Below are 21,848 nucleotides of genomic sequence, written 5' to 3' on the forward strand. Positions count from 1 at the left end.
GAGGGGGCCGGGAGGGGGTGCTCCCGGTGTTTGCCTCTCAGTCGCCGCCGGTGGTACGGAAGTTGCCGAGTCGTTTCCGGCGGCGACGGCGCGCCGTCGCCGACCGGGGCGGCGCCCCGCCGGTCAGGGCTTCCTGAACGCCAGCAGCGTGAACACCGGGTCGGGCCGGGGCCGGTCCTGGTCGGGCAGGGCGGCGAGGCGGTCGGCGAAACGGTCGGCGAGCGGACCGTCCGGCGGGAGCGTCATGAACCAGCCGCGCCGCAGGTCCGCGATGGTGCCGCGGGGGCTGCGGCCCTGGCCCAGGCCGGTGAAGCGGGCCCGCCCGGCCGGGAGCAGCCCGTGCTCGCGGGCGTACGCCCCGACCACCCCGGCGGCGTCCCGGACGGGGCTGGGCGGGCGGGCGGCGAGGACGGCGTCGATGTCACTGCCCACGTTGTGCGAGGGACCCTTGTCGACCGTGGTCACGTACACGCCGCCGGGCCGCAGCACCCGGGCGCACTCCCCGACGATGGTCCGCGCATCACCGTCGGTGCCGGCCAGGTGGAGCAGCCACACGCTGCTCACCGCGTCGAACGACCCGGCGGCGAACGGCAGCCGGCGGCCGTCGGCGCGCACCACCGCGCCCGGCAGCCGGGCCGCGGCCCGCCGGAGCATGGCGGGGGCGAGGTCCACGCCGGTCACCCGCAGGCCCGCGCGGGCCCGCGCCAGGCGCCGGGTGACGATCCCGGTGCCGCAGGCCGCGTCGAGCAGGCTGCGCGCACCGGCCGGGACCAGGCTCAGCAACGCCTCGGCAGCGGCGGCGGCCCTGGGCTCGCCGCCGCGCGCGGCGTCGTACCGCTCCGCTTCCTTGTCGTAGTCCAGCACGTACGTCAGTGTGCCCCGTGGGCCCCGGCCAGATCCTCCACCCGGCGGGCCAGCTCGAAGTCCTTCTCCGTCACCGCGCCGCCCGCGCTGTGCGTGTGCACGCTGAGCGACACCGTGTCGTAGCCCAGGGTCAGGTCGGAGTGGTGGTCGAGTTCCTCCTGGACCCGGGCGATGTGCACGACCATCGCGGTGGCCGCGGTGTGCGAGGCGAGCCGGTAGGAGCGGACGATGCGGTCGCCGTCGAGCGACCACCCCGGCAGTCCGGTCAGCCGGTCCTCGATGTCCTGGTGCGACAGCGGCTCGACGGACATGGGCCGCGCTCCTTCCTGGGGCCGGACGGGTCTCCCGCCCAGCCTGCCACAGCCCCCGCCGCCGGACCTCCCTTGTGGGACGGGCCGGGGGACGTGAAAGAATGGTGAAGTACTTCGGCGCGTTGGAGGGGCGTGGCGTGAGTGACCGTAGGCCCGCGCCCACCGTGGGTCAGGTGGTGCTGGGGAAGCGGCTCCAGGAGCTGCGGGAGAGGTCCGGGCTGAGCCGCGAGGCCGCCGCGAAGGTCCTGCGGGTGGCTCCGGCCACCGTACGGCGGATGGAGACGGCCGAGGTCGCGCTGAAGATCCCGTACGTCCAGATCCTGCTGAACGCGTACGGGGTGCCCGACGGCGAGGTGTCGTCCTTCGTCGACCTCGCGGAGGACGCGAACCGGCCCGGCTGGTGGCAGCGGTACCACGACGTGCTGCCCGAGTGGTTCAGCCTGTACGTGAGCCTGGAGGGCTCCGCCCGCATCATCCGGTCCTACGAGCCGCACTTCGTGCCGGGACTGCTGCAGACCGAGGCGTACGCGCGGGCCGTGCTGGAGAGCGGGACCGTCGGCAACAGCTCCGCCGAGGGGGCCGTCGAGCGGCACGTGGCGCTGCGCATGGAGCGGCAGGCGCTGCTGGAGCGAGAGCAGCCGCCGCACCTGTGGGTGGTCATGGACGAGACGGTGCTGCGCCGCCCGGTCAGCGTCGACGGCCACGTCATGCGCGAACAGCTCGACAAGCTGCTGGACTTCGCCGGCCGGGAGCGGGTGACCCTCCAGGTCGCCGAGTTCGCCACCGGCCCGCACCCGGGGACGTACGCGCCGTTCACGCTGTTCCGGTTCGCGGAGCCGGAGCTGCCCGACATGGTCTTCACCGAGTACCTGACCGGCGCCCTGTACCTGGACTCCCGGGACGAGGTCTCCACCCACCTGGAGGTGCTGGACCACATGACGGCGCTGGCCGCCTCGGCCCAGCGCACCCAGAAGATCCTGCGCGAGTACCGCGAGCGCTACTGACCGGACCGCCACGCCCGCGGGCCGGGCCCCGAGCCCCCACCCACCGTCGCTTCCCGAGGAGACCGCCGCGCATGACCCGACCCGACGCCGCGCCCGCCATCGACACCAGCCGGCCGCACCCCGCCCGCGTGTACGACTGGTGGCTGGGCGGCAAGGACAACTACCCGGTGGACGAGGAACTGGCCCGCAGGATCCTCGCCGCCGACGAGACGGCGGTGCGCGGCGCCCGCGCCAACCGCCGGTTCATGCACCGCGCGGTCCGCACGGCCGCCCGGGCCGGCATCCGGCAGTTCCTCGACATCGGCACCGGCATCCCGACCCAGCCGAACCTGCACCAGGTGGCGCAGGACGTCGCGCCCGAGTGCCGGGTGGTCTACGCGGACAACGACCCGATCGTGCTGCGGCACGCCGAGGCGCTGCTGCACGGCTGTGCCGAGGGCTCCACCGACTACGTCCACGCCGACGTCCGTGACCCGGAGACGGTCCTGGGGGCGGCGGGCGAGTCCCTGGACCTCGGCCGGCCCGTCGCCCTGTCGCTGGTGGCGCTGACCCACTACCTCGGTGACGCGGCCGACGGCGACGACGCGCACGGCCTGCTGAAGCGGTACGTCGACGCCCTCGCGCCGGGCAGCTTCCTGATCCTGTCGCAGGTCACCGCGGACCTGAACCCGGAGGCCGTCGGCAAGGCCGCCGCCCTGTTCGCCCGCAGCGGCACGCCCTTCTACCCGCGTCCGCTGACCGAGTTCGCGCGGTTCTTCGAGGGGCTGGAGCTGCTGGGTCCCGGCGTGATTCCGGTGACCGGCTGGCGCCCGGAGCCGGAGGACGTGGCGGCGCAGGAGGAGGGCATCGTGCCGGTGTACGCGGGGGTGGCCCGCAAGCCCTGACGCCGTCGGAGCCGCCCCGCCGGGGGCACCCGCACGGGCGCCGTGGACGGGCGCGCTCCCCCGCCCGGGTCCGTGTGCCGGGGCCGGGGCCGGGCGGGGATGCGCGTCGCCCGGTCCGGCGGTGCCGTACCAGGCGACGGCGCCCTGTCCGACGTACCCGGACGGCGGCCCGCGGGCCCGGCCGCCGCTGCCGCGGGAAGCCGCGCCGCGACCGCGGGGGTCCACCGGCCACGCGGCGGTGACGGCCGCACCGGCCCTCCGGGCCCGCTGCGCCCGGGTGTCCGGCCTCGGCACGCCGTACGCGTGCGTCCTGGCCGCGGTGTGCGCCACCCGGCCGTCCGCCACCGCCCGAGCCCGCCACCGCCCGAGCCCGCCACCGGCCTCCGCGCTCGGGGCCGCGCCGCACACTCCGGGCGACGGCGACGGCGACGGCGACAACGGGGACGGCAACGGCGGCGGGGACGACGGCGGCGGCGGAACGCGGGCGCCGTCGCCCGCTATCTGCCGACGGCGTACCCCTGCATCATGCGCGGGTTCGCCGCCGCCGACAGCACGCCCGTCTCCGGGTCGCGGGCGACCGCGCACAGCCGCCCCTCCGACCAGGGGCCACCGACCGTGACACGGTGCCCGCGGCGGCGCAGGCCGGCGATCACGCCGTCGTCGAAGCGGGACTCCACGGTGACCGAGCCCGGGTCCATGAGACGCGGGTAGAACGACGACGGGAAGCCCTCGGTGTGCCAGTTCGGGGCGTCTGTCGCGCCCTGCAGGTCGTAGCCGCCGCGGAACTTCTCGCGCAGGGCCACGGCGAGCAGGAAGTGCAGGCTCCACTGGTCCTGCTGGTCGCCGCCGGGGGTGCCGAAGGCGAGCACCGGCACCCCGTCGCGCAGGGCCAGGGAGGGGGTGAGGGTGGTGCGGGGGCGGCGGCCGGGGGTCAGGGAGTTCGGCAGTCCGGGCTCCAGCCAGGTCATCTGGAGCCGGGTGCCCAGCGGGAAGCCGAGGGCGGGGACGACGGGGTTGGACTGCAGCCAGCCGCCGCTGGGCGTCGCGGAGACCATGTTGCCGTGCCGGTCGACGATGTCGAGGTGGCAGGTGTCGCCGCGGGTGGCGCCGTCCCGGGCGACGGTCGGCTCCCCCGCGCCCGGCGCCACGGCCACGCTCGGGTCCGCGTCCGGCGAGGCGGCCGCCGGCAACCGGGGCGTACGCCCGTCGGGGCTGCCGGGCCGCAGCTCGTACGAGGCGTGCCGGGCGTCGACCAGCGCCCGCCGCCCCGCGCTGTACTCGGGCGACAGCAGCGTGCGCAGGGGTACGTCGGCGCCCTCGGCGTCGCCGTACCAGGCCTCCCGGTCGGCCATCGCCAGCTTGGTGCCCTCGACCAGGGTGTGCACGTACGCGGCGCTCCCGTACGCCGCCCCGCTGCCCGGTGTACCGAAGTCGTCGTCCAGCAGGGCGAGTTGCTGGAGCAGGACCGGCCCCTGGCTCCAGGGGCCGGCCTTGGCGACGGTCCAGCCGTTCCAGGTGTGGGTGACCGGTTCCTCGTAGTGCGCGGCGTATCCGGCGAGGTCGTCGCCGGTGAGAGTGCCCGCGTGCCGCCGGCCGGAGGTGTCCATGACGGGCCGGGCGGCGAAGCCGGCGAGCTCCTCGGCGACGAAGCCCTCCCGCCAGGTGCGGCGGGCCGCCTCGATCTCCGCTTCCCGGCGTTCGGGGCCGACGGCGCCCGCGGCGGTGGCCCGCGCCTCGGTGAGCAGCCGCCGCCAGGTCGCCGCCAGCGCGGGGTTCCTCAGCAGGGCGCCCGGCGCCGGGGGCCGGCCGCCGGGCAGGTAGACCTCGGCGGAGGTGGTCCACTCCGTCTCGAACAGCTCCCGCACCGTCTCGACCGTCGCGCCGACCCGCTCGACCGCCGGGTGCCCGTGCTCGGCGTACCCGATGGCGTACTTCAGCACGCCGGCGAGGGACTTGGTGCCGTGGTCGCGCAGGAGCAGCAGCCACGCGTCGAACGCGCCGGGGACGGCGGCGGCCAGCGGACCCGTGCCGGGGACCAGGTCCAGGCCGAGGGAGGTGTAGTGCGCGATGCTCGCTCCGGCCGGCGCGGGCCCCTGGCCGCACAGCACCCGGGGCGCGGACCCGGCGGGGGCGAGAACGACCGGCACCTCGCCCGCCGGGCCGTTCAGATGCGGCTCGACGACGTGCAGCGTGAACGCCGCGGCGACCGCCGCGTCGAAGGCGTTGCCGTCGTCCTCCAGTACGGCCATGGCGGCGGCGGAGGCCAGCCAGTGGGTGGAGGACACCATGCCGAAGGTGCCCTGGAGGGTGGGGCGGGTGGTGAACACGGGGTCTGTCACCTCGCTGCTTTCCGTCTGCCGGTCCGGGTGATGGGCGCTCAGCATGATCCCTGAGGAGGACGCGGGGCAACCGCCCCCGGAAGACCGCCGGCCGGGACAGGTACCCACCCGCACGCCGGCCGCCCCGTCGGCCGGGACGGGCGCCCGCCCGCACGCCGCCTCCCGGCTCCCCCGCCAACTCCCCAGCCGGCCAACGGAGATACATTCGCCCTTGCCGGTATCCACTTCTCGAAGCGACGAGGCCGTCATGACCGACGACACCCCTGGGCCAGGACTCAGCATCGACACGTCCAGGCCGCACCCGGCCCGGATGTACGACTACTACCTGGGCGGCAAGGACAACTACCCGGTCGACGCGGAGGCCGCCGAACGCGTCCTGCAAGGGCTGCCGCACGGCCGCGGTCCCGCCCTCGCCAACCGGGCGTTCATGCACCGCGCCGTCCGCTTCCTGGCCGCGGAGGCCGGTGTGCGACAGTTCCTCGACATCGGCACCGGCATCCCGACCAGCCCGAACCTGCACGAGGTCGCGCAGGGCACCGACCCCGCGGCCCGCGTGGTCTACGTCGACAACGACCCGATCGTCCTCGCCCACGCCCAGGCCCTGCTCCGCAGCGCCCCCGGGGGCTCCACCGACTACGTCCAGGCCGACGCCCGCGACCCCGGGACCATCATCGAGGCGGCGGCCCGCACCCTGGACCTGTCCCGGCCCGTGGGACTGTCCCTGATCGCCCTGCTGCACTTCCTGCCCGACGACCACGCCTACGAGACGGTCGACCGGCTCCTGGCGGCCCTCGCTCCCGGCAGCTACCTGGTGCTGTCCCACACCACCGCCGACTTCGACCCGGACAGCACCGCCCGCGCCCTCCAGGTCTACCGCGACCGCGGTGTCTTCCTCACCGTCCGCAGCCACGCCGAGATCAGCCGGTTCTTCACCGGGCTGGAGCTGGTCGACCCGGGGCTGGTCCCCGGCGTCCAGTGGCGGCCCGACCCTTCCCCGGTCCCTTCGAGCACGGGCCCCACGGACCTGTTCTACGCCGGCGTCGCCCGCAAGCCCTGAGGGCGGCGGGCGCGGCGGCTCGGGGCGCTTCAGCCCCGTCCGCCCTCGCCGCCGCCCTCGCCGCCGTCCCCGCCGCGGCTCTCGCCGCCGTCGGCGGTCTCCGCGTCCACCACCACGTCCGACCGGGCACGCTGGTCACGAGGGCCGGACCGGGTGGCACGGGTGCCGTGCGGGCCGGGTGGCACGGGTGCGGCGCCCGCTCAGGCGAGCTTCGCCGACAGGGTGATGGTCGTGCCGGTCAGGGCCTGGCTGACCGGGCAGTTCTTCTTGGCGTCCTCGGCGGCGGCGACGAAGGCGTCGTTGTCGAGGCCCTCGACGGTGCCCTCCACGGTGAGGTGGATGCCGGTGATGCCCTCACCGGGCTGGAAGGTGACGTCGGCCGAGGTGACCAGCTTGGTGGGCGGGGTGCCGGCGCCGGTCAGGCCGTTGGACAGCGCCATGGAGAAGCAGGACGAGTGGGCGGCGGCGATCAGCTCCTCGGGGCTGGTCTTCCCGTTCGCCTGCTCGGCGCGGGACGGCCAGGACACCGGCTGCTCGCCGATGCCGGACGAGTCGAAGGTGACAACGCCGTTGCCCTCGAACAGGTTGCCTTCCCAGACGGTGTGTGCGGAACGCGTGGTGGCCACGACAAGTCCTTTCGCGGTTCGGATGGGTCCGCCCCCTATCCGATCACATCCGGGTTCAGCTCACGTGGAAGAGGGGGCCCTTGGGCGCGAACGGCAGCCGTGCGCCCCGGGGGATCAGGTAGGCGTGCTCCCGGCGCACCCGCAGGGCGTCGCACCAGCCGTCGGTGATGATCAGCACCGGCGCGGTGGGCGGGAAGTCGTCGGCGCGGTGCAGCAGGTCGACACCGGGCTGGAGCACGGTGCCGCCCCGGCCGCGCACCCTCACCCGGCCGGCGATCTCGGTGACGGCCAGGTACCCGGCGTCGTGCGGCGCGGCGTCGCAGAACACGACCCGGGCGGCGGGGACGTCCCGGGCCTCGGCGTAGGAGGCGATGGCGCCGAGCGCCTTGCCGAGCAGGACGCGGTTCATGGAGCCGGAGGTGTCCAGGACGACGCCGAAGGTGCAGCGGGTGACCTCCTCGGGCGGGAAGTGCCGTCCGGCGCGCGGGATGCCGGGGGTCGCCGCCTGCCGCCGCGAGGGGCGCGCGTACGACCTGAGCGGCTCGGGGCTCGGCACGAACTCGTCGAACCAGCGGGCCAGCCGGGCGTCCCAGGGCAGTGGCGGGTGGCTGAGCGCGCGGATCTCCTCGACGAGTCCGCCGGGCAGGAAGCCGCGCTCCTGCCCCTGGTGCAGGTCCAGGCCCTGGGTGAGGCCGCGCCGGTAGAACTCGTCGAGGTCGACGTGGTCGCGGGGCGGGCCGAGCGGGGCGCCGAGCACGTCGCGGGCGCCCTTGCCGCGCAAGGTGGCCAGGCGGCGGGCGCGGCGCGGGTCGCCGGCGAGGCGGTCGTAGACCTCCTCGGCGGACAGGCCGGCCAGCGACGGGTCGTGCAGCAGCCCGTCGGGCATGGCGCCGACCCGCATCTCCTCCAGCCAGCCGTTGACGACGTAGTCGCAGGCGACGTTGAAGAGGAAGGGGTCGCGGGCGCCGACGCGGTCGCCGTGGCGCAGGGCGGCGTGCAGCATCTCGTGGGCGAGGACGAACCGCCACTGCTCGTCGTCGAGCTGCCGCAGCGGGTTGACGTAGATCTCACCGGCCTCGGTGTCGACGGCGGCGACCGCGATGCCGTGGGCGCGGGCGAGTTCGGCGTCGGCGATCAGCTTGACACCCGCCGCGATGCCGCCGAGCAGGGGGTAGGAGGAGACGAACCAGCTCAGCGCCCTCTCCCAGGGACTGCGGGCGGGCGCCTCGCCGTCCAGGGCGGCACGCCGGCCGCCCGCCACGTCCATCGCGGCGGAGACGGTCCGGGCCAGCTCGGTGGCGAAGGCGAGCTGCCGGTCGGGGGGCGGTCCGAACCAGCCGTCCCACCGCAGGAGCAGCAGGTCCGCCTCGGTGCCCGCGGTGCCGCAGCGCTCGTAGGCCGCGGGCAGCCCGTCGCGCCGCCAGAGCGTGGCGAGCCGCTCCTCGTCGCCGTCCGGGTAGCTCAGGGGCAGTTCCTGCGGGGCCCGGCCCACGGGGAAGGTCTGGAGGAACCGGTTGACGACGACGCAGCGCGCCGCGAGGTCGTACCGGTCGGGCTGGACGCGGGCGCCCTCGGCCGCGGGCACGTGGCCGAAGCCGAGGTGGAGGGCGGCGTGCGCGATGGCCCACGCCCAGTCGGCGGGGTCGGCCATGCGGTCGGGGTGGGCGTGCAGGCCGCCGTCGGAGTCGACGCGGACCAGCCCGTCGCGGGGCGCGAGGCCGCAGTCCGCTCGGCGGCAGACGGTGAACTCGACGGCGGCCAGCGCCGGGTTGGCCCGCACCAGACCGAGCCCCTCGGCGAACGCCTCCCCCGCGAGGTCCCGTTTCTTCTTCGCGGGCGGCCGGCTCACCGGCGGGCCTCCACCAGGCGCGGCATGTCGCGGGCCGCCTCCACCAGGAACCAGGACGGCAGGACGGGGTTGCCGTCGGCGTCGGAGGCGATGACGCTCTGGGCGACCTCGACCGATATCTCGGCGAGCTGCACCAGCAGCGACTTGGCGCGGTACGCGGTCTGCCGGCCGTCGGCCGACATGTGCTCCTTGTCGGCGGGGAGTTCCTTGACGAGCCGGCCGCGGAAGGAGTCGGCGAGGTAGTAGAGCAGGTCACGGTCCTGGAGGCGGTGCGGCCAGCGGGCCTCGCCCTTGATGATCGCCTCGATGCCGAACCGGCTGCGGACGATCTTGACGTAGCCGCAGAAGGCGGTGGCGTGGGCGGGGGTGAGGGTGCCGTGGGCGAGGACCTCGAGGGTCTTCTCGTCCAGGTCCCGGCCGAAGGAGTGCAGGGCGTCGGAGAGCATGTGCCAGGAGCGCGGGGTGGAGAACGGCTCCTCGGTCTTGGGCGGCTTGGACCACAGGTGGTCGGGGCGGTCGGTGAGGTGGTCGGTGATCCAGGGGTGGATGCCGTGCTCGGCCGCCCAGACCAGCCAGTCCTTCGGGGAGGCCGCCAGGTGGACGTGGGTGAGCCGGTTGACCAGCGCGGAGGCGATCGGACGGGCCAGGGCGTTGTCGGTGGCGCGGTTGCCGGCGCCGATGACGATCGAGCCCGGCGGCAGCTCGTAGTTCCCGATCCGGCGGTCCAGGATCAGGGAGTAGAACGCCTTCTGCACGTCCGGGGTGGCCGCGTTCAGCTCGTCCAGGAAGAGGCAGTACGGCTCGTCGCGGGCGATCACCTCGGGCGGGCAGAACACCGACCGGCCGTCGCGGATCTGCGGTACGCCGATCAGGTCCTCCGGGGCGAGCTGGGTGCCGAGCAGGCTCACGCACTCCAGGCCCAGCGACTCGGCGAAGCCCCGCACCAGGGAGGACTTGCCGATGCCGGGGGCGCCCCACAGGAACACCGGCCGCACCGTGGCGAGGCCCAGCAGCAGTTCCGGCAGACGGGCGGGGGTGACGGTGACGGCGGCCTGCACGCGGGGGGCTCCTGGGGAGGGTCGGGGGAAGGTCCGCCCCCAGTGTGGGCGCCCGGGGAGCCGGGCGCAGCCGAATTACCGGAGCGCGGGTCACCCGGCGGCGGCCTCGCGGCGGCCCGCCATCACCGCGTACACCAGCACGCCCGCGAAGAGGAACAGCACTCCCTGGTAGACGGCCGCGTACCCGGCGCCGGCCACCAGCCAGAGGGAGAAGGCCGCCGCCACCGCCGCGACGACCGCGTCCCGCAGCAGCCGGGCCCCGTTCACCCGGTCGCGGCGGCCGGAGAGCAGGTGGCAGAGCTGGGCGGCGGTGGCCAGCAGGTAGGGGACGGTCGCGGTGAAGGTGGTGACCAGGACCAGGACCTCGAAGACCTGGCCGGAGCCGGAGGCGTAGTTGTAGACGGTGAGCAGGGAGGCGAGGACGACGGTGACGCCGACGCCGACCGTGGGCACGCCGCGCCGCTTGCGGCCGAAGACCGACGGGAACAGGCCGTCCTGGGCGGCGGCGTAGGGGGTCTGGGCGCTGAGCAGTGTCCAGCCGTTGAGGCAGCCGGTCATGGAGACCAGCGCGGCCAGCGCGACGGCCCAGCCGCCCCAGGCGCCGCCGAACATGGCGTTCACGGCGTCGGAGAACGGCGCGGTGGAGCCGACGAGCCGGTCGTGGGCGACGGTGCCGAAGACGGACAGGGTGCCCAGCAGATAGACCACGGCGGCGCCCGCGGTGCCGATCACGGTGGCGCGGCCGACGGTGCGCCGGGGGTCCTTGACCTCGCCGGCGCTGACGGCGGCGGACTCCACGCCCAGGTAGGAGAAGAGCAGGATCGCGGCGGAGGCGGAGACCGCGCCGACGGCGCCGCCGCCGCTCGCGTTGAACGGGCCGAGGTTGTCCGCGTCGAAGAAGAACAGCCCGCCGACGGCGACGACGAGCAGCGGTACGAACTTCAGCACCGTGGCGACCAGCTGCACGGCGCCCACGTACCGGGTGCCGGCGAAGTTGGCGAGCGCGGGCAGCCACTGCAGGACGAGCGCGGCCAGGCAGGCGGTCCAGCGGTGGTCGTTCACCGGCACCAGGACGTCGAGGTAGCCGACGGCGGCGACGGCCAGGGCGGCGTTGGAGACCCAGGTGGTGATCCAGTACGCCCAGGCGGCGAGGAACCCGGCGAAGTCGCCGAACGCCTCGCGGGCGTAGACGTAGGGGCCTCCCGTGCGCGGGTCGCGGGCGGCGAGCCTGCCGAAGACCAGGGCGAGGGCGATCGCGCCGACGGTCAGGACGCCGAAGGCGAGCAGACTGACCGTGCCGTAGGGGGCGACGGAGGCCGGGAGCAGGAAGATGCCACCGCCGATGATGTTGCCCATGACCAGGGCGGTGGCGACGGGGAGACCGAAGCGGCGGGTGTGCCGGTCGGGGGTCCGCCGCGGGGCCGGCTGGGGAACGGTCCCGGTGACGTGCATGGGGTGGTGCGCCTCTCTGGGGAATGCCGCCCGGGATCGCCGGGCCGCTGCCCATGGTCGGTCACACCCGGGCGGCCTTCCAAATCAGGCGCTTTTGTCCTGTACGACCCCGTCCGGCACCGCAAAAGGTGGGTCTTCGCGCGCCACGGACGATGAATCGTCCAGCCGCGCCTCGGACGGCGTGTCGTCCAGCCATGTCCCGGGCGGCGTGCCGTGCGGCCGTGCCCCGGACGGCGTGTCGTCCAGCGGGATCTGGGGGCCGTCGGACTCGCGCAGCCACCGGCGCAGTACGCGGTGGACCTGCTCGGCGCCGACCAGTTCCGTCCCCTCGGCCACCGGCGGGGTCAGGGCGGTCGGGGAGAGCAGGAACGCCTGGGACTGGGCGCCACCGAGCCCGCCGTGCGAGCCGATCTGCTCCTCGAAGGCGAGCACCTCGCCGTCGGCCGGGTCGAGGGAGGAGTTGACCATGATGTCGGCGGTGTGCGGGAAGGAGTGGGTGCGGCGCACGGCGTCGGCGGCGCCGGGCCCGAAGGGGGCGAGCGGTCCGGGGTCCTCGTCGAGCCGGTCCAGGGGTGTCTCCACGCCGCGGGCGCCGAGCACCAGCCCGTCGTGCTCGTCGTCCGCGTGGGCCTCGCTGCGGACCAGCAGGAAGCCGACGCCGGGGTGGTTGGCGAGGGTGGCCAGCAGCGCGGGGTGGCGGGCGTCGATCTCCTCCCGGCTCATGCGGTGGTCGACGTCCGGGAAGGAGACCAGGCCCAGGTTGCCGGAGGCGAGGACGAGGGGTTCGGAGCGGCGGCGCGAGGGACGGTGCTGCTCGCCGCCCTCCTCGACCGGCCGGCCCATCGCCGCGCGGACGGCGCTGCGGGCCTCGGCGCCGCTGCGCGTGCGCTGCGCCCGGCGCGGCACGGGCAGCCCGCAGCCGGCCCGGACCAGGTCGGCGAGGGTGAGGCCGTAACGGGCCTGGAAGGTCTCGCCGGGACTCTGGCCGTGGTCGGACAGGACGACGATCCGGTACGGGCGCGGGGCGTGCTCGGCGGCCTTCTCGATCAGCGCGAGGGAGCGGTCGAGGCGGGTGAGGACCTTCTCGGCGTCCCGGCTGTGCGGTCCGGAGTGGTGCGCGACCTCGTCGTAGGCGACCAGGTCGGCGTAGACGGCGGTGCGGCCGGCGAGCATGTCGCCGATGACCGCGGCGACCACGACGTCCCGTTCGACGACGGTCGCGAAGGCGCGGACGAACGGGTAGAGGCCGCCGCGGGAGACACGGGGGCGGACCTTGTGGACGCGGGCGCGCAGCGACTGGCCTATCTCGCGGGCCACCTCGGCGCCGAACGACAGGGCGGTGCGGACCGCGTTGGCAGGGTCGGAGAAGTAGGCGAAGTACCCGGCGCGGGAGCGGGTCTCCCGGCTGCGGCGGCGCACCGCGATGGACAGGACGAGGGCCTGTTCGTCGGCGCCGCCGCTGAAGAGGTTGCCGCGGCTGGCCCCGTCGAAGGTGAGCAGCCCGCCGTCGCCGGTGCGCTCGACGGCGCGGCGCTGGAGTTCGGCGGCGCTGGAGGGACGGTTGCAGACCATCACCTCGCGGGTGTCCTTCTCGTACCAGCGGAAGGCCGGGATGTCGTGGTTGCTGCCGTGCAGGATGCCGAGCTGGCTGGCGCCGGTCTGGCTGGACCAGTCGGTGCGCCAGGGGGTGAGCCGGTGGGTGCCGGGGGCGGTGCCGTCGCCGAGCCAGCGGGCGACGGTGGGCATGGCGCCCCTGTCGGCGGCGGCCTTCAGCACGTCGTGGCCGACGCCGTCCAGTTGCAGGAAGACGGTGCCGTGGCCGGTGGGGCAGGGCGGAGCGGTCCCGCGGCGGCGGTCGGCGAGGCGGTAGAGGCGGCTCCGGTAGGCGTCGTCGTCGCGGACGGCGAGGGCACCGCCGGTGGCGGAGGCGACGGCCGACATCACGGCGGCGACGACGACCGCGGTCTCGGGACCGGCGGCGCCGTGCGCGGCGGGGTTGACGCGGAGCGCGACCAGCAGCAGCCCGCCGTTGAGGAAGAAGACCAGCAGGCCGAGGACCAGGGCCGGCACCAGCAGCAGCAGCCGGACCAGCAGCGGCCACACCAGCGCCGACAGCAGACCGAAGACGCCGGCGCCGAACGCGGCGGTCACCGCGATCTGGGTCGCGCTGTCCCCGTCGGGGGACTGGAGCTCGAAGTCCGGCAGCAGTCCGGCGAGCACCAGCATGGTCACCGTGGAGACGGCCCACACCGTCACGCTCCGGCCGATCTGACTGGCGATCCGCCGCCAGCGCCCTCCGTTCACGGGTTCACGCTCCGCACACCTCACGTCCCGGTCCGCCGTCGGGCGCGGACCGCTCTCCAGCGTGTCACAACGCCCGTGGACGGAGTGATCCGCCCAGGGGCGGAGGGTCCAGGGGCCGGGGCCGGGGCTCAGAGGTTGGAGGCCCGGGGCCGGAGAACCGGGAACCGGAAGCTGAGAACCGAGGACCGGAAGCTGAGAACCGAGGACCGGAAGCTGAGGACCGGAAGCCGGAGACCGGAGAACCGGAGACCGGAAGCTGAGGACCGGAAGCCGGAGACCGGAGAACCGAGGACCGAAGAACCGGGGACCGGAGGCCGAGGACCGGGCCGTTGCTCAGCGGCCGTCGTAACCGGCCGTCGGCATGGACAGTCTGCGGTGCACGCACGCCTTCATCTCGGCGTCGTACGACGGCTCCGCGCGCCCGACGGTCTCCACCCGCACCCCGCGCCGCGCGCACTGGACGGTGAACTCCTCGACCGAGGCGAGCGCGCTCTCCAGCACCCGGCGGCTGGGCGCGACGAACAGGTCCTGTCCGGGCCGGACGCCGTCCCAGAGGACGTCGTGGTCCGGCCGCAGGCGGCTGACGAGCAGTTCCCGGGCGACGACGTACCCGTGTTCGGCGGCCCAGTGGGCGCACATGGCGTGCTGGCTGCGGGAGTCCACCAGGAACGGGTCGGCGTCCAATTCCTCCAGCGGTGTCAGACTCGCGATCGCCGTGACTCTCACCGGTCCCATGGCGCCCCCCTCACCTCCGGTTTCGCGGCCGACACTACTCCTGGACGTAGGCTTCGGGGAGTCGCACGAAGGAGGCAAAGAGGTGCCGGTGGAGGTCACCTGGTGGGGTCATGCCACCTGTACGGTCCAGGACTCGGGCGTACGCGTGCTCACCGATCCCCTGTTCGCCCGTCGACTCGCCCACCTGCGCCGGCGCCGGGGCGCGCTCCCCCCGCCCGAGGCCTGGCGGGCGGATGTGACGCTCGTCTCCCATCTGCACGCCGATCACCTTCATGTGCCGTCGCTCGCGCGGCTCGCGCCGGGCATGCGCCTGCTCGTCCCCCGGGGCGCTCCCCGGGCCGTGCCGGGGCTGCGCCGGCTCTCCCACCTGTCGGTCACCGAAGTCGTGCCCGGCGATGAGACCACCGTCGGTGACCTGCGAATACGAGCGGTGCCCGCCTGGCACGACGGGCGGCGGCTGCCGCTGGGGCCGCGCCGCTCCCCCGCCCTCGGCTATGTCGTCGAGGGTGAGGGACGCACCTACTTCGCCGGGGACACCGGGCTGTTCGACGGCATGGCCGAGGCGGTCGGGCCGGTCGACGCGGCGCTGTTGCCGGTGGGTGGCTGGGGGCCGCACCTGGGCGAGGAGCACCTCGACGCGGGGCGGGCCGTCCAGGCGCTGGCCCGGCTGGCGCCGCGCAGCGCGGTGCCGGTGCACTACGGCACGTACTGGCCGATCGGGATGGACGCCGTGCGCCCCCATGAATTCCATGCGCCGGGGGACGAGTTCGTGCGCCTGGCCGCGCTGCACGCGCCGGGCGTCACGGTGCACCGGCTCGGGCACGGCGAGAGCGCGCTTCTGGAGGCCGCCCTGTGACGTGGCTCGGATCGGCCGCGACGGTCGTCCCGACGGTGACCACCCAGCAGGCGCTCGGTTACCCGTCGCTGTTCCTGCTGGTGCTGATCGGGGCACTGGTCCCGGTGGTGCCGACGGGGGTGCTGGTCAGTTCGGCGGCGGTGGTCGCCTTCCATCAGACGGCGATATCCCTGGGGCTGGTGTTCCTGACGGCGTCGCTGGCCGCGTTCCTCGGGGACGTGGCGCTGTATTGGCTGGGGCGGCGCGGCATGAAGTCGAAGAACGGGTCGCGCTGGCTGGAGGCGATCCGCTCCCGCGCTCCCGAGGACCGGCTCGCGCAGGCGCAGGAGAAGCTCGCCGGGCACGGGGTCGCGGTACTGGTGCTGTCCCGGCTGGTGCCCGCAGGCCGGATACCGGTGATGCTGGCCTGTCTGATGGCCAAGTGGCCCACCCGCCGCTTCGTCCGCGGCAATCTGCCGGCCTGCCTGGCCTGGTCGGCGACGTACCAGTTGATCGGCATCCTGGGCGGCTCCCTCTTCAAGGAGCCGTGGGAGGGCCTGGTCGCGGCGGTGGTGCTGACGGTGGTGATCAGCGCGGCGCCCAGCGTCTGGAAGCGGCTGCGGGGGCCGGCCAAGGCGTAGCGGGCCGGGGTCGTCCTCATCGGCGCGGACCGGCCGCGGTGACCACGGCCACGGTCGGATCGGACCGGCCGCGGTGACCACGGCCGCGGACCGGACCGGCCCCGGTCACCGCGCCGCCCGGCCCGCTCGCCCGCTCCTGCCCCACCGGGCCGGGCGGCGGCTCCCCCTCCCCCTCTCCCCCCGGTTCTCCCGGTTCTCCCGGTTCTCCCGGTTCTCCCGGTTCTCCCGCTCCTCCCGGCGTTCGCGGCGCACCACCGGCCCCGGCGCCGTGCCGGGCGCGGCGCCGTGCCGAGCGCGGCGCCGTGCCGGGCGCGGCGGTCCGCCGGGAACGGCTACGCGGTCAGCACCCGGGACGCACCCACCGGCAGGTCCCACAGGTCCTCTCGGGGCAGGCCGGCGCTCTCCCAGGCGGCACGGACCCGGGTGAGGGGTTCGAGGACGGGCTCGGCGGACAGCACGAACGTGCCCCAGTGCATGGGGGCCATCCGGCGGGCGCCGAGGTCCTGGGCCGCCTGGACGGCCTCCTCCGGATCGCAGTGGACGTCACTGAGCCACCAGCGGGGGTCGTAGGCGCCGATGGGGAGCAGGGCGAGGTCGATGCCGGGGTAACGGCGGCCGATACGGGAGAACCAGTGGCCGTAACCGGTGTCGCCGGCGAAGTACACCCGCCGCCCGTCGGGCGCGGTGAGCACCCAGCCGCCCCACAGGCTGCGGCAGGTGTCGGTGAGGGTGCGCTTGGACCAGTGGTGGGCCGGGACGAAGTCGATGCGGACGCCGCGCAGTTCGACCGCCTCCCACCAGTCCAGCTCGGTGACGACGGTGAACTTGCGGCGGCGGAACCAGCGGCCGAGCCCGGCGGGCACGAACACCGGGGTGTCGCGCGGCAGCCGGCGCAGGGTCGGCGCGTCCAGGTGGTCGTAGTGGTTGTGGCTGATGACGACGGCGTCGACCGGCGGCAGCGCGTCCCAGGGGACGCCGACGGGGGTGATCCGGGCGGGCGTGCCGAGGATGCGGCGGGACCACACCGGGTCGGTCAGGACGGTGAGCCCGCCGACGCGCACGATCCAGCTCGCGTGCCCGGCCCAGGTGACGGCGAGGTCGCCGGCGCCGACGCGGGGCAGCGGGCCGGGCTCGACCGGCAGCAGGGGGATGTCGGCGAGCCCCGCGGGACCGGGTCTGACCGCGCCCTCCCGGGCGAACCGGGCGGTCGCCCTGAGGCCGGGCAGCGGGGTGGTCAGCCGGTCGTGGAAGGTACGCGGCCACACCCGGTGCTCGGCCAGCGGGCGGGGGGCGGCGAGCGGCGGGGAGGGGCGGCCGGGCGTCGTGACCGCCGGGGCGGCGGGCTCCCGGGTGGGCGTGCTCGTGGCCGGCTCGGACTGCTGGGTCATCGAGGGTGCTCCCATCGCCGATCGTCGTGGAGATCGTCGAATACCGACTTCAGATCGTTCAACGCGCGTCGCACGTGTGGCAGTTCCAGCGGATCGGGGGTGGCGGGGCACTCGGCGCGTCGCTCGTCCGCGGCGTCCGGCAGGGGGCCGGTGGACAGCCGCACCCGCAGGGCGGCCAGGTCGTCGCCGAAACGGTGGCCGCCGGGGACGGCCCGGCCGAGCCGGTTGGTGAGGTGGTCCTCCAGTTCCTGGGCGTCGCCGACGCCGCGCTCGGCCAGGGCGAGGCGCAGCGGGCCGAGGTCGGCGTACAGGTGCCGTCCGGCGCGCGGGGGCAGGGACAGGGCGCCCGCGCCGGTCACGACGGCGTGCGCGGCGGCGGCCACGCGCGCGTGCAGGCGGACGGCGGCCGACCGGTGGGCGACGACGGGGGCGGGCTCGGTGAGGGCGTACGCGGCGGGGACCGTGACCGGGGCGGCGACGCGGGCACCCAGCGCGGTGAGCACGTCGAGCACACGCGCGCGCAGACGGCATCCGGCGGCGGAGGCGGGGAGGCGGGCGACGGCGGCGGGCCAGCCGGGCGGCAGCAGCGCGCCGGCCAGGTCGGTGACGACGGTGACGTGGTCGGGGACCATCTCGGCGGGGCTGATCAGCACGGTGTCGCACGGGTCGTGCAGGGTGTCACGCCAGGTCTCGTCGCTGACCAGGTGCAGGCCCTCGCCTACGGCGGCCTCGACGGTCTCGTGCAGCACCTCGGGCGGGGCGACGGTGCCGGTGGGGTCGTCGGCGACGGACAGCACCAGCAGCCGCGGATCGCCGCCCTCGGCGCGGACCCGGCGCACGGTCTCCAGGAGGGCGTACGGGTCCGGTACGCCGCCGCACTCGGCCGGGGTGGCGACGTGGAAGACGGGTCTGCCCAGCAGCCGTGCGTACGGTGCCCACCAGGCGGCGCACGGCCGCGGCACCAGGACGTCGCCGCCGAGCGCGGCGGTCAGCGCCAGCAGCAGGGGCGGGGCTCCGGGGGCGGCGACCACGTCGTCCGGGCGGGTGGGCAGGCCGCGCCGTTCCCAGTGCCCGGCGGCCGCGTCCAGCAGGGCGGGGGCGCCGCCGACCGGTTCCTGGCCGGTACGGTCCGCGGCGGCGGCGAGGACGGCGGAGAGTTCGGCCGGCACGGGCAGGCCGTCGTCGGGCAGCGGCGGCCCGAACCGGACGGGGCCGTGGCCTTCCGGTGCCGTCCGCCGCATCGGTACCTCCGCCAGTCAGTTCCAGCGCTGCCCCGTCGCCGGGGCGGCATGACCCGCTGGTGCCGGCCGGCAACCGCGGTGACACCGGTCGTGTCGTGCTCTGAGTACCCAGCGCACCGGTCGGCCATGGCCCCGGGGGCGGGTTACGCGGATCACAGCACGGGCCGGTGACGGGACGGGACGGGAGTACGGCGCGGGGGTGAGACGGGCGGGACGGGAGGGAGCGGGATGGGAAGGGGCGGGGCGGGAGGGGGCGGGGCGCGGCGGGACGGAGCGGGAGGGAAAGGGGGGAGGCGGGGCGGAGGGGGACGGGAAGGGGCGCGGCGGGACGGAGCGGTGCGGCAGGCGGCCGGCCCGGACGTCCGGCCCGGTCCGCACGGTCAGCCGCCCCCGGTGGTCGGCCGCCGGCGGGGACGCAGCCGGTGGACGGCCGCGCCGCAGGCGCCCGCGATCAGGACGCCGCCGAGGACCAGGGCGGGCACGGAGTCGGTGAAGGCGCCGCCCTCCCCCGCGTGCACGCCGTTCGGGACCGGTGTGTCGCCGCACGACCCGCCGGGCGGTACTGGCTCCGGGCACGGCGGTCTGGTCACGCAGGGCCCGCCGGGCCGTTCGGGTTCGTGGCAGGGCTCGCCGCCGCCCGTCCGGGAGACGGTGAGCTTCGCACTCCACGGGCGGCCCTCGCCGTCGTGCGCCGCCGGGCAGGTGCCGTCGACGGTGTACGTCGAGTCGTGGCCGGCCGTGCCGGGGTTCCCGGCGGGGACGATCCGGGCCGTGCCCCGGTAGGCGGGTCCGGTCTTCCCGTCCTCGCGGCCGGGGACCTTGGGGAGTTTGACGGTGTGCTTCTCGAACGCCTTCGAGGTGGCCTCCAGGAAGGCCGGCGCGGGGCCGCCGGCGGGGCAGGTGACGGAGACGGTGACGTGGGCTCCCGGCCGGACCGTGGCCGGGCTGACCTGGGCGGTCGGCTTCCCGGCCGGGCCCCGTCCCCCGGCGCCGGCCTCCTTTGCGGTGCCGTCCCCTTCCTCGGCCCCGCCCTGCCTGCCGGAGCCGGCCGTCTCCTCGTCCCCGAGGACGTCCCCTTCGTCGAGGAGGGTGTCCGGGGCGTCTCCTTCTTCCTCCGCGGAGAACTCGGCGCCGCCCTCCCCGCCCCCGATCCCCGCGGCACCCTCCCCGCCGGTCTCCGCGGCGCCGGTCTCCGCGGCGCCGGTCTCCGCGGTGTCCTCCTCGTCCGGGATCCCGGGCACGTCCTCCCCGTCGGGGATCTCCGGAACGTGTTCGGGCAAGCCCGGGTCCTCCTCGCCGGGGATCTCCAGGACGGCGCCCTCCGCGGAGGCGGCCGGCTGGGCTGCCGTGCCCGTACCCGGTACCGCGGGGCCGGGCGCGGCGCCGAGGCCCAGGGCGGCAACGGCCAGGGCTGCGGTCGTCAGGACGCGGGCGGCGCGGCGGTGGGCGGCGCGGCCCTTGGTGCGGCCGGTGGGCATGGGGTGGGCTCCTTCGAGCGGCGACTGCGGGGCACGGCACTCGCGCCCCTTTGCCATCACAGCCCGCCCGGCACCGGCCCGCGCGCGGCCCTGCTCCGTTCGCGGGACCGGGGCGCCCGGGCGGGTGACGCAGGGACTGCCGGTGCGGGACGCCCGGGCGGGTGACGCAGAGGCTGCCGGTGCGGGACGCCCCGACGCCCCGGCATCCGGGTGCCGGTGCCGCCAGGGGCCCAGCGCCCGCCCGGGCCGGGCGGCCCGCCGCCGGGTGAGGCCCTCGCAGCGGACGCCGGCGTCGAGACCGCAACCGTGGCAGGGCGCCGGGCCGCGGCCCTGGACGACGTGCGGGGCGGTCGCGCGGCACCGTGCCTCCTCGCGCCCGAGGGCGATCAGCGTGCCGTCGGACCCACCGGTGTCCAGGCTCAGTGCGGCCGGCCCGAGCGCGGTGGTCTCGGAGGGCGGGCCGTCCGGGTCCGGGAGGTGTCCGTCTGCGGCCTCCTCCCCGGCGCGGACGACGGCCACGGGTGGTGTCGTGGTCCGGCGATCACGGTCTGACCGGCGGAGCCGACCAGGAAGCCCTTGAGCCCGCGCGGCGGCGCGGCGGGTTCCGGGCCGCCGTGTCCGCCGGCTCGTCCCCGGCTCCCGTGCCGGCCCGTCGTCCGGCGCTCGCCTCGACGCCGGGACGGCTCGGACGCGGCCCCTCGGCGGCCTCGCGCACGGCTCTCCGGCCGGACCACCATCGGCACCGGCACCGGTCCCCTACGCGCGCCAGGCGCACCGGCAGGGCGCGCGGAACGACCTCGCACGCCGCCCACGCCGCGACCGCCCGGCTCTCCGCCGAACCGTCCGGTCCGATGACGGTGCGGGCCCGGTGCCCGGCTCCCGTCGCCGTCAGGCCGCGAAGGGGAGTTCCTCGTCCGGACCGGGGATCCGTGGCGCGGACTGCTTCCCCGCCTCCGGTACGGCCGGGACCGCTCCGGGGCCCTGGGGTGCCGGGTCGGCGGCCGGCAGCAGCAGTTCCTCGTAGCGGCCCAGCGCCAGTATCACGCCGAGCATGAGGGGCGGGACGAGCACAGTGAACAGCACCGCCATGGTCCTGTCCGTCCTTCCCGGGGAGGGTGGGCGCGCGGGGGCTGTGAGCCGGGTTCCCGCTGCCGGCCCCGCAAACCCGCCCCGGTCCCCCGGTCCCCCAAGCCCCCCGGCCCCGGTCCCCGGCCCCCAGCTCCCGGCCCCCGGTCCCCGCCTCACAGCGCCCGTCGGGGCACGATTCGGTCGGGTTCCTCCGGGCTGAGTCCGTGTCGCCCCGCGCCTGCCGGGTACGCGGTGCCCACCCCGAGGACCTGGAGGGAGACATGCAGCGAGGCAGCGACCGGCTGAGCGCCCACCGTGACGACGAGATGAAGCACGAACTGCAGGGACTACTGCGGTCCGGGCACCCCACCCGCAGCGAGGAGTGGCACGACCCCGAGCCCACCGCCGAGGACGACCCGGAGGTGGCGTACGGCCCGGTGACGCCGAGCCGCGCACCGTCCCCGCTGGAGTCGCTCCGGCTGGAACTGGCCCGGAACCTGACCCGCGGGGCGTTTCCGGCGAGCGCGCGGGAACTGGCCCGGGGGCTGCGGCACGGCAACGCGCCCGAGTCCCTGGTCGAGCGGGTCGAGGCACTGCCGCACAAGGCGAGCTACGCCACCGTCCAGGAGCTGGCCGAGGCCCTCACCGGGCCGTCCGGCTCCCGGGAGACGTGACCGGCGTGCCGTGACCGGGTACGCGGGCGAGTACGTCAAG

General features: G+C 75.8%; 19 protein-coding genes. 6 read left to right on the forward strand and 13 right to left on the reverse strand.

Annotated elements, in window-relative coordinates; translation table 11 throughout:
- Window positions 1-123 precede the first annotated feature (123 nt).
- Both ACY1JF_RS20075 and ACY1JF_RS20080 read right to left on the reverse strand, forming a co-directional pair.
- The gene (locus ACY1JF_RS20075) at window positions 124-864 is read right to left on the reverse strand and encodes a class I SAM-dependent methyltransferase (protein ID WP_462706531.1); all 741 of its coding nucleotides are present in this window, start codon (window positions 862-864) and stop codon (window positions 124-126) included.
- A gap of 5 nt (window positions 865-869) precedes the next feature.
- Complete coding sequence (locus ACY1JF_RS20080; protein WP_462706532.1) at window positions 870-1,175, reverse strand: 4a-hydroxytetrahydrobiopterin dehydratase; 306 nt, start codon at window positions 1,173-1,175, stop codon at window positions 870-872.
- A gap of 137 nt (window positions 1,176-1,312) precedes the next feature.
- Here ACY1JF_RS20080 and ACY1JF_RS20085 point away from each other — a divergent pair, with 137 nt between their 5' ends.
- Window positions 1,313-2,179, forward strand: a complete 867-nt coding sequence (locus ACY1JF_RS20085) for a helix-turn-helix domain-containing protein (RefSeq protein WP_462706533.1) — start codon at window positions 1,313-1,315, stop codon at window positions 2,177-2,179.
- A 71-nt stretch (window positions 2,180-2,250) separates the two neighbouring features.
- Window positions 2,251-3,063 (forward strand): SAM-dependent methyltransferase, encoded by an 813-nt coding sequence (locus tag ACY1JF_RS20090; RefSeq protein WP_462706534.1) that lies wholly within the window; start codon window positions 2,251-2,253, stop codon window positions 3,061-3,063.
- A gap of 497 nt (window positions 3,064-3,560) precedes the next feature.
- On the opposite strand, the gene ACY1JF_RS20095 is transcribed toward ACY1JF_RS20090, so the two are convergent.
- Entirely contained in the window at window positions 3,561-5,390 is a 1,830-nt protein-coding gene (locus ACY1JF_RS20095; protein ID WP_462706571.1) for a gamma-glutamyltransferase family protein, read from the reverse strand.
- 259 nt (window positions 5,391-5,649) lie between these two features.
- Between ACY1JF_RS20095 and ACY1JF_RS20100 the strand changes: the two genes are divergently transcribed.
- Window positions 5,650-6,459, forward strand: a complete 810-nt coding sequence (locus ACY1JF_RS20100) for an SAM-dependent methyltransferase (protein ID WP_462706535.1) — start codon at window positions 5,650-5,652, stop codon at window positions 6,457-6,459.
- Between the two features lie 200 nt (window positions 6,460-6,659).
- Here ACY1JF_RS20100 and ACY1JF_RS20105 read toward each other — a convergent pair whose 3' ends face one another.
- From ACY1JF_RS20105 to ACY1JF_RS20130, 6 genes are all read right to left on the reverse strand, one after another.
- Window positions 6,660-7,085, reverse strand: coding sequence for an OsmC family protein (locus ACY1JF_RS20105; RefSeq protein WP_403542742.1), 426 nt, complete (start codon window positions 7,083-7,085; stop codon window positions 6,660-6,662).
- A 55-nt stretch (window positions 7,086-7,140) separates the two neighbouring features.
- Entirely contained in the window at window positions 7,141-8,934 is a 1,794-nt protein-coding gene (locus ACY1JF_RS20110; protein ID WP_462706536.1) for a vWA domain-containing protein, read from the reverse strand.
- A complete protein-coding gene (locus ACY1JF_RS20115; RefSeq protein ID WP_462706537.1) occupies window positions 8,931-9,992 on the reverse strand; it encodes an ATP-binding protein in 1,062 nt (353 codons plus the stop codon). The genes ACY1JF_RS20110 and ACY1JF_RS20115 overlap by 4 nt, the downstream gene beginning before the upstream one ends.
- 90 nt (window positions 9,993-10,082) lie before the next feature.
- Window positions 10,083-11,444 carry an amino acid permease gene (locus tag ACY1JF_RS20120; RefSeq protein ID WP_462706538.1) on the reverse strand — a complete coding sequence of 454 codons (1,362 nt, stop codon included), beginning with the start codon at window positions 11,442-11,444 and terminating at the stop codon, window positions 10,083-10,085.
- An 84-nt stretch (window positions 11,445-11,528) separates the two neighbouring features.
- Entirely contained in the window at window positions 11,529-13,694 is a 2,166-nt protein-coding gene (locus tag ACY1JF_RS20125; RefSeq protein ID WP_462706572.1) for an alkaline phosphatase family protein, read from the reverse strand.
- 387 nt (window positions 13,695-14,081) lie between these two features.
- On the reverse strand, window positions 14,082-14,483 hold the full coding sequence (locus tag ACY1JF_RS20130; protein ID WP_462706539.1) for a hypothetical protein: 402 nt from the start codon (window positions 14,481-14,483) through the stop codon (window positions 14,082-14,084).
- A gap of 82 nt (window positions 14,484-14,565) precedes the next feature.
- Here ACY1JF_RS20130 and ACY1JF_RS20135 point away from each other — a divergent pair, with 82 nt between their 5' ends.
- On the forward strand, window positions 14,566-15,339 hold the full coding sequence (locus ACY1JF_RS20135; protein WP_462706540.1) for an MBL fold metallo-hydrolase: 774 nt from the start codon (window positions 14,566-14,568) through the stop codon (window positions 15,337-15,339).
- The gene (locus ACY1JF_RS20140) at window positions 15,336-15,959 is read left to right on the forward strand and encodes a DedA family protein (RefSeq protein ID WP_462706541.1); all 624 of its coding nucleotides are present in this window, start codon (window positions 15,336-15,338) and stop codon (window positions 15,957-15,959) included. The genes ACY1JF_RS20135 and ACY1JF_RS20140 overlap by 4 nt, the downstream gene beginning before the upstream one ends.
- A 332-nt stretch (window positions 15,960-16,291) precedes the next feature.
- Here the strand turns inward: ACY1JF_RS20140 and ACY1JF_RS20145 are convergent, their stop codons facing one another.
- The 4 genes from ACY1JF_RS20145 to ACY1JF_RS20160 all read right to left on the reverse strand — a co-directional run bounded on the left by ACY1JF_RS20145 (window position 16,292) and on the right by ACY1JF_RS20160 (window position 21,155).
- Window positions 16,292-17,347 (reverse strand): MBL fold metallo-hydrolase, encoded by a 1,056-nt coding sequence (locus tag ACY1JF_RS20145; RefSeq protein ID WP_462706542.1) that lies wholly within the window; start codon window positions 17,345-17,347, stop codon window positions 16,292-16,294.
- On the reverse strand, window positions 17,344-18,588 hold the full coding sequence (locus tag ACY1JF_RS20150) for an aminotransferase class I/II-fold pyridoxal phosphate-dependent enzyme (RefSeq protein ID WP_462706543.1): 1,245 nt from the start codon (window positions 18,586-18,588) through the stop codon (window positions 17,344-17,346). Before ACY1JF_RS20150 ends, ACY1JF_RS20145 begins: the two co-directional genes overlap by 4 nt.
- Before the next feature lie 380 nt (window positions 18,589-18,968).
- On the reverse strand, window positions 18,969-20,066 hold the full coding sequence (locus ACY1JF_RS20155; RefSeq protein WP_462706544.1) for a hypothetical protein: 1,098 nt from the start codon (window positions 20,064-20,066) through the stop codon (window positions 18,969-18,971).
- A gap of 888 nt (window positions 20,067-20,954) precedes the next feature.
- A complete protein-coding gene (locus ACY1JF_RS20160) occupies window positions 20,955-21,155 on the reverse strand; it encodes a hypothetical protein (RefSeq protein WP_462706545.1) in 201 nt (66 codons plus the stop codon).
- A 260-nt stretch (window positions 21,156-21,415) separates the two neighbouring features.
- Between ACY1JF_RS20160 and ACY1JF_RS20165 the strand changes: the two genes are divergently transcribed.
- On the forward strand, window positions 21,416-21,808 hold the full coding sequence (locus ACY1JF_RS20165) for a DUF2795 domain-containing protein (RefSeq protein WP_462706546.1): 393 nt from the start codon (window positions 21,416-21,418) through the stop codon (window positions 21,806-21,808).
- Window positions 21,809-21,848 lie beyond the last annotated feature (40 nt).

The sequence above is a fragment of the Streptomyces sp. SYSU D01066-1 genome, assembly GCF_054956795.1.